Genomic DNA, 6,795 nt, shown 5'->3' with positions numbered 1-6,795 from the left:
CCGCCGCTTGCCCATGCGCACCGCCAGCAGCACTTGGCCAAGGGCGTTGTTGATCTTGTGGGCGCCGGTGTGGTTGAGATCTTCCCGTTTGAGGTAGATCTGCGGGCCGCCGTAGTATTCGGTTAGCCGCTGGGCAAAGTAGAGGGGGCTGGGCCGCCCAACAAAATCCCGCAACAGGTTGTGAAACTCGGCGCGAAAGTCGGGATCCCGCCAGTGATGCTCAAAGGCTTCCTCCAGCTCCGTTAGGGCGCTCATCAGGGTTTCCGGCACAAACCGACCCCCAAACGGCCCAAACCGCCCCTGGGGATCCGGACGCACCTGCGGGTCAAGGGGATCCAAAACACGAGGGGAAAAAGCAAAAGAAGCTGAGGTCATGGCAGAGTCCGTCCGGGCCTTGTAGCCTGCAACTAGAGAGAGGCTTTCCCATTCTACAGAAGGAAGGGGCGATGACCAGTCTCGCCTCTCTTCTTCTGCCGTGGGATCCCGAAAAGTTGTTTTGAACAAGGGTCTTCCCAGGATTTTTAAGATAAGGCCGTCCGATTTTGAGGCGGCCTTATGGACAAGCATCTGCAAGAGTTGCTCCAGCAAGAAGATCAAAAGCGCAGAGATGAAGAGGTGCGGCGCACCTATGCCCTTTCTCAAAAGTCCGAGGGGATGGTGATCCTTCTGTCTATTCTGCTTGCCTTCGGAGCCTACCTCTACACGCGGCGGTGGAAAGCTTTGATGGTTTTTCTGGGCTGGTGTTTCTTCCTTGGCGTGTTGTTTAGCGACGACGAGGGAGAGGTTTCCCTACCCGGACTGTTTCTGGCCTCCACCTGGGCAGCGGTAGACAATTGCAGCGCTATCCAGCGGGCAAGAGAAGAAATTGAACGGCTGCGCTCCGGCCAAAACCCTGATGTTGATCGGCAAACTTAAACTTGGTCGACAAAACAAAATAGTGGCCCAAAAATCGGTATTTTATTTCAAACTCTCGAAAAAGATGCTATACCTACTATTTCAAGTGGCACCCAGATACAAGCGGCGCAACCGACCCATTCTCAACGGCAGTGAAACTTGGATTCCTATTCCCTTTGTCTTTTGGGAAAGAGCTTGGACAAACCAAATTCTGTCCCCCTAGGAGAGGGGCTGGAGGTGAGAGAGCTTAGGATAGCTACAGATTAGAGCAATCAAAACCATGAAGTCTGCTGCTCGCCTAGCTTGTCTGCTTGCCGGACTGATCCTAGGAGCGGGGATCCCCGTCATTGCTCCCGCCCCCGCCCTTCCCGTTGCCCAAGCCGGTTTCCGGCCCTATCTCAATGCCCGTTTCGGCTACCGCATCGACTACCCGGCAGACTTTATCCCGCAAGGGGAATCGGACAACGGCGATGGCCAAGTGTTTCTCGGTCAAGACGGGGCTGAGCTGCGGGTTTGGGGTGGGTACAACATCTTTCAAGAAACCCCTGCCAGCGCCCTGCAGGAAGAACTTCGCCGCAGCCGGGAAAACCAACGCCGGGTTACTTACCAAGCTGTTGGCCGGGATTTCTTTGTGGTCTCCGGCTACGAGCCCGTTCGTGTCAGCGGTGCGGAGCCCTTTGGCCAGCGGATTTTCTATCTCAAAACAGTTGTCCGCCCTTCGCTGCAAGCTGGCTTTGAGTTCGTGTACCCGGCCAGCCGGCGCGAGCGCTATGACCGAGATGTGGAAGCTATAGCCCGTTCCCTGCGCCTTGCCGATCCCTGAGCTAGACCCAAGTTGGGGCATGATCGTAGGGATCCCTGGCAAAACCCAATGGCCGAGAGACCGCTGGATAGTTGGCTGCAGGAACGCATGCGGGTTGTTGGCCTGTCTTCTTGGCGGGATTTACAGGCCCAGGCCGGGATCAGCCGCCGCGCCCTTGATCAGGTGCGCCGAGGGAAGTGGGGATCCCTGCGCCTGGAGCAGCTCCAAAAGCTGGCTGCCGCCCTGCAGTGGGATTTGGGATCCCTGCTGCGCCTCAACGGGAATGACAAAATGGAATCCACCGATTCCTCAGAAGTCCTCTTCTCTCTGCTGCAGCCGTTGCTCACCAGCTACCCCACTGTCCGCCAGATTGCCCAGCGCAAGCCCGATTGGCCGGCCCAAAACGTGACAGCTCTGTTTCGCTCCTTAGACGCTCTGCTGCAGCGCTGGGGGTATGAGCCCATCGGCAACCCCCTGGAGTCCGTCCCCTTTGATCCGCAACTGCATCAACCGGATCAGCTGGATATTCAAAAGGGGGATCCCGTTTACATTCGCTTTGTCGGCTACCGCCGCGGTGACCACATCCTTTGCCCGGCCAAAGTCAGCCGCTCTCTGCCCGGAGGATTGAGCTGATGGCACCTGCCCCTAAAGCGACCCTAGCCATTGATTTTGGCACCAGCAACACGGTGGTGGCAGTTTGGGATCCCGCCCAAGCAGTGCCCCGTCTCCTCACTCTTCCCGGCCTCTCTCGCCCAGACCACTCGGCTATTCCCAGCTTGGTCTACGTGAAGGGAAAAGGCCAGCTCCTGGTGGGGGAAACCGTGCGCGCCGGTCGGTGGGGGGCAGTGGATCCGCAACGGCTGTTTCAGGGGTTTAAGCGGGACTTGGTGGCGGAGTTTGTCCCTCCGCCGCGAGTTCTAGATGGAGAGCGCTACGACGCCGAGAGGGTGGCCCAAGCTTTTTTGCAGACGGTGATGGAAGCTGTCCCGAAAGAACACCTGCAGCCGCAACAGCTGGTGTTCACCGCCCCTGTCGGCTCTTTTGAGCGCTACCTCAATTGGCTGCGGGGAGTGGCCAGTGCCTGTGGCTGGGATCCCGTTCAAATTGTCGATGAAGCCACGGCAGCAGCCCTGGGCTATGCGGTTGGCCAGCCGGGATCCCTAGTGCTGGTGGTGGATTTCGGCGGCGGTACCTTGGATCTCAGCTTGGTGCGCACCCTCGCTCCCCAAGCGGGTAGCCCTGTCCTCAAAGCGGAGGTGATCGCCAAGGCCGATGCCTATGTGGGCGGGGTGGACATCGACATTTGGATTGCCGACTACCTACTGCAGCAACTGGGGCTAAGCCGACAGCAAATTGGAGCTCTGGGCTGGCTCAACCTCCTGGAGCAGGCGGAACAGCTCAAGATCGCCCTTTCCACTCAGATGGAAGCGGTGGGCAGTTGGTTTGACGACGAAGCCCTCACTGCCCATGAGTTGAAGTTAAGCCGGCAGGAGCTGGAAGAGATCCTGGAAGCTCGTCAGCTTTTGGATCAAATCCGCCAGTGCCTAGACGACGTTCTCCTCACCGCCCAGGCGAGGGGATTGGGCAAGAACCAAATTGAGCAGGTGCTCTTGGTAGGAGGCAGCTCCCAACTGCCAGCAGTTCAAGAGCTGCTGCGCTCCTACTTCGGCAAAAAGAAAGTGCGCTGCGAACGCCCCTTCGATGCTGTGGCCCTGGGCGCCCTGCAGGTGGGCCGCCAGGTGAAGCTGGAGGATCGCCTGCACCACAGCTATGCCCTCCGCCTCTGGGATCCCTTGCAAAAAGGTTACATCTACTACCCCCTCTTCGAACAGGGCAGCCCCTATCCCTGCCGACGGGCTGAGCCCTTGATCCTGCAAGTGGCCAACGACGGACAAACGGAGATTCGCCTAGAGGTGGGAGAAGTGGCCCAGGTAGTCCAGTCGGAAGTGGTTTACGACGAGCTGGGGCGGATGAGCAGCCGGCAGCTCACCCGGCAAACCGATTTCCGATCCCTTGCTCCTCTTGGATCCCTGCCCATTCGCCTCAGCGAGACGGAGTCCTTACCGGTTTGTCTGGCCCGTTTGCAGCCCCCTGGCCGCGTGGGAGAGGATCGCCTTCGCGTCGAATTTGCCATTGATAGCTCGCGGCGCTTGTTGGTCACCATCACCGACCTGCAAACTCAGGCGCTCTTGGCAGAGGCCCAGCCTGTAGCCACCTTGAGTTAAGAGACGAAAGTAGAGAGAAGAGAGCGTCTTCACTGCAACGGAAGACAAAGAAAGCAATGTAAAGGGCACGACATGGCCACGATTCCCAACTCTCATCTCCCCTTGTGAGAGAGGGGTCGGGGGCTTGAGGAGAGTAGAGAGCGGTTGCGCCGACGGCGTGGGGTCTCAGGGGAAGGATCTCAATCATTGATATTGTTGATATTGATTATTGATTGAGAATGGCTGCATATCCAGTGATCTCTGTAGCGACTTGATGAATAATCTGAGCGATGGGATATGAATCTGATTTGCGTTTAACTACACTTCTTCTCTTGAGCTACCTTGGGAACAAATCTTGCTCTTGTCACCACCGCCCCATTTTGCCCGTCCTCCCCTCGACTTTATTCCGCCCGCCTATAGCGCCTGGGTGCTACGGCTCGTCCACGGGATCCTGCCCCTGCTCTTGCGGGTGAGGGTGCGGCGCTGGCTTCCTTCCGGCATTGCCAAAATCGAGGCCACAGGGGCGGAGATCTTGGCGCGGCTCTACCACCAGTTCCAGGAGGGTCAAATTCGCCTAGTCCTGGCTTTCCGACATGTGGAGGTGGATGACCCGCTGGTGGGCCTGTACGTTCTATCTCGCCTGGTGCCCGAAGCCGCCCGTCGACAAGGGATCCGCCTTCGAGAACCCCTTCACGCCCATTTTCTCTACGACCGGGGCATGCCCCTCTGGGGAGGGGAATGGCTGGGGTGGCTGTTGTCTCGCCTGGGCGGGATCCCTATACGCCGCGGTCGGAGGGTGGATCGGGTGGCGCTAAAGGCGGCCCGGCAACTGCTCCTGGATGGGCAATTTCCCTTTGCAATCGCCCCAGAAGGAGCCACCAACGGCCACAGCGAACGGATCAATCCCCTGGAACCGGGAATGGCTCAGCTGTGCTTTTGGTGCGCCGAGGACCTGGCCAAAGCTGGTCGCTCAGAGACCGTCATTTTGCTGCCCATTGGCATTCGGTACTACTACACGGATCCCTCCTGGACGAAGCTGGAGCGCCTGCTGGCGCGCCTTGAGCACCTGAGTGGGTTGACGCCTCCGAAGCCAGAGCCAAGATCCTCCAGGAGCCCCAACCTTCGCTACACCCAGCGGATCTGCCGCCTAGCCCAGCATCTCCTGGGACAACTGGAAGCTTTCTACGACCTACCTCCCTTCATCTCTGGGAGAGATGAAGAAGAACCACGGATAGAGCAGAGGCTAGCCCCTGGCCACTTTAACGCTCGCCTGGAGCGGCTGCTCCACAGAGCCCTGGAAACCGCAGAGACCTACTTTGGCCTATCTCCCCAGGGGGATTGGAACAGCCGCTGCCGCCGCATTGAAGAAGCCGCCTGGATCCAGATTTACCGAGAAGAATTGCGGCATCCTGGATCCCTGTCTCCCCTGCAGCGGGGGTTGCTCGACTGGAAAGCCCACCAGGCAACGCTCTACCTGCAGCACATGCGCTTGGTGGAAAGCTGTGTAGCCGTCCAGGAAGAGTATTTGCTGAGCAAACCCTCTTTTGAGCGGCTGGCAGAAACTGCCCTCATTCTATTTGATGTGCTGGCCCGCCTTCGAGGGGAATCCTACCCAGCCCGCCCTCGCCTAGGCTGGCGGGGGGTTCACGTGACCGTCGGGGATCCCATCTCCGTTAGCGAGCGGTTAGAGCGGTATTGCCGAGGCCGCCAGGAAGCCAAACAGGCGGTGACCGAGCTAACTCAGGATGTTTTTTCTTTCCAATTTCTTTCTTTTTCTTCCAATTTCTAGGGATCCCCCAAAGGGGGAACCAGCTTAGGTGAGAAGCCTGGCACTACTGCCGAGAGACTGCTGAAAGATAAACCACCTTCCCATCATAGAACAGAGCTGAGCCTTGGTCGCCCCGCTGGGACTCTGCTCGGTACTCCCAGCAGCAATAGGAACTCACTGTGGTTTTCCACAACCAGGTGAGGTACTGCTCCGGCCTCGCTCACCTCGGTGATGGTTGCTTCCTGGGTTTGCAGTTCTGGAAGGCGATAGGCAACTTCCTGCTCCCCCTGAGAAAAGAGAGGGAAAACCTGGAAACTGCCCTCTTGAATGGGATGAATGGGATCCCCAATACGCAGGGTTGGAAAGTTAAGGCTGGCCATCGACTCCTCCTTCTCGTTGAAGTTGCAAGGGTGTTGCGGAAGCTGCCCTTCCCCTTGTTGGCTTGGGATCAGCTCGCCGGATCCTGCTCCAATCTAAAGTCCTTTGGAAATGCTCCCTTCCTAAAAAAAAGAGGTGAGGGGACAGCCTTCGCCTTTCGGGACTCTGGTAGCGCGGATGGAAATCATCCTGACCAAAAGAGAGGGATCCCTAAAAAAGGGATCCCTGCCTCAATATCTGGGGTTGATCTCTAGCCTGAAATAATTGAAATTAATCAGCACTAGTGAGTATCAAAGCACTCCGGGACTAGTCCCGCTCAATGTACAAAAAAAGCACTGCCATGCCTACCGCAGGAAGCAGCCAACCAACAATGGGGATAAAAATCCAAGGAAGATAAGCAGCAGCGTAAGAACCGGTCATGATTTTGCTCCTCTCAAGTGACTTGACAAACTTGACAACTAATTCACCAGCCCTCGAAAGATGGCGTCGATCCCGGCAAAGTTCTCCAGCAGGAAATAGGCAGCGAACACGCCACCCATACCTCCCAAGAAAAATCCTGCCGTCAGATCCCCCCAACCCCGAGCTGTAGCCAGAGGAGCGGCCCCCGGTGTTTCCGGCTTGTTTCCGAAGGTAACGCTGCCATAGGCCGACATGCAGGCGGTTCCCAGCAGCACAATCGCCATCGCCGTAACCAGCCCGCCCAAGTTAGCTGCCTCAGGATAATCCCGCAGCGGCCCCAGCACAATTTC

8 protein-coding genes and 1 pseudogene are annotated in these 6,795 nt (G+C 57.7%); 5 read left to right on the top strand and 4 right to left on the bottom strand.

Features of this window, described 5'->3' with window-relative positions; genetic code table 11:
• Nucleotides 1-375: pseudogene (locus tag NW819_RS07600) on the bottom strand (tryptophan synthase subunit beta); the annotation flags it as partial.
• A gap of 180 nt (nt 376-555) precedes the next feature.
• Here NW819_RS07600 and NW819_RS07595 point away from each other — a divergent pair.
• The 5 genes from NW819_RS07595 to NW819_RS07575 all read left to right on the top strand — a co-directional run bounded on the left by NW819_RS07595 (nt 556) and on the right by NW819_RS07575 (nt 5,689).
• The gene (locus NW819_RS07595; RefSeq protein WP_011433121.1) at nt 556-915 is read left to right on the top strand and encodes a hypothetical protein; all 360 of its coding nucleotides are present in this window, start codon (nt 556-558) and stop codon (nt 913-915) included.
• 259 nt (nt 916-1,174) lie between these two features.
• A complete protein-coding gene (locus NW819_RS07590) occupies nt 1,175-1,717 on the top strand; it encodes a hypothetical protein (protein ID WP_414388000.1) in 543 nt (180 codons plus the stop codon).
• 48 nt (nt 1,718-1,765) lie between these two features.
• Nucleotides 1,766-2,329, top strand: coding sequence for a helix-turn-helix domain-containing protein (locus NW819_RS07585; RefSeq protein WP_414413388.1), 564 nt, complete (start codon nt 1,766-1,768; stop codon nt 2,327-2,329).
• Nucleotides 2,329-3,921 carry an Hsp70 family protein gene (locus NW819_RS07580; protein ID WP_414413387.1) on the top strand — a complete coding sequence of 531 codons (1,593 nt, stop codon included), beginning with the start codon at nt 2,329-2,331 and terminating at the stop codon, nt 3,919-3,921. The genes NW819_RS07585 and NW819_RS07580 overlap by 1 nt, the downstream gene beginning before the upstream one ends.
• A gap of 334 nt (nt 3,922-4,255) precedes the next feature.
• Complete coding sequence (locus tag NW819_RS07575) at nt 4,256-5,689, top strand: 1-acyl-sn-glycerol-3-phosphate acyltransferase (RefSeq protein WP_414413386.1); 1,434 nt, start codon at nt 4,256-4,258, stop codon at nt 5,687-5,689.
• Nucleotides 5,690-5,772: 83 nt separating this feature from the next.
• Here the strand turns inward: NW819_RS07575 and NW819_RS07570 are convergent, their stop codons facing one another.
• The 3 genes from NW819_RS07570 to NW819_RS07560 form a co-directional block, all read right to left on the bottom strand.
• On the bottom strand, nt 5,773-6,048 hold the full coding sequence (locus NW819_RS07570) for an ARPP-1 family domain-containing protein (protein ID WP_414413385.1): 276 nt from the start codon (nt 6,046-6,048) through the stop codon (nt 5,773-5,775).
• Nucleotides 6,049-6,352: 304 nt separating this feature from the next.
• Nucleotides 6,353-6,466 carry a photosystem I reaction center subunit VIII gene (locus NW819_RS07565; protein ID WP_011433114.1) on the bottom strand — a complete coding sequence of 38 codons (114 nt, stop codon included), beginning with the start codon at nt 6,464-6,466 and terminating at the stop codon, nt 6,353-6,355.
• Nucleotides 6,467-6,504: 38 nt separating this feature from the next.
• Nucleotides 6,505-6,795: photosystem I reaction center subunit XI (locus NW819_RS07560; protein WP_414413384.1), on the bottom strand; the 291-nt coding region annotated here is incomplete at its 5' end.

It is taken from the genome of Synechococcus sp. R8-2, assembly GCF_047461715.1.
In the GTDB taxonomy this organism is placed as follows: Bacteria; Cyanobacteriota; Cyanobacteriia; order Thermostichales; family Thermostichaceae; genus Thermostichus.
The sequence above is the reverse complement of the archived record's forward strand: the minus strand, read 5'-3'. Positions and strand labels throughout refer to the sequence as shown.

What these genes read in the sequence shown, in the direction of transcription:
- NW819_RS07590 (WP_414388000.1), top strand. Translation starts at nt 1,175, where the DNA reads ATGAAGTCTGCTGCTCGCCTAGCTTGTCTGCTTGCCGGACTGATCCTA.
- NW819_RS07580 (WP_414413387.1), top strand. Translation starts at nt 2,329, where the DNA reads ATGGCACCTGCCCCTAAAGCGACCCTAGCCATTGATTTTGGCACCAGC.
- NW819_RS07565 (WP_011433114.1), bottom strand. Translation starts at nt 6,466, where the DNA reads ATGACCGGTTCTTACGCTGCTGCTTATCTTCCTTGGATTTTTATCCCC.
- NW819_RS07595 (WP_011433121.1), top strand. Translation starts at nt 556, where the DNA reads ATGGACAAGCATCTGCAAGAGTTGCTCCAGCAAGAAGATCAAAAGCGC.
- NW819_RS07585 (WP_414413388.1), top strand. Translation starts at nt 1,766, where the DNA reads ATGGCCGAGAGACCGCTGGATAGTTGGCTGCAGGAACGCATGCGGGTT.
- NW819_RS07570 (WP_414413385.1), bottom strand. Translation starts at nt 6,048, where the DNA reads ATGGCCAGCCTTAACTTTCCAACCCTGCGTATTGGGGATCCCATTCAT.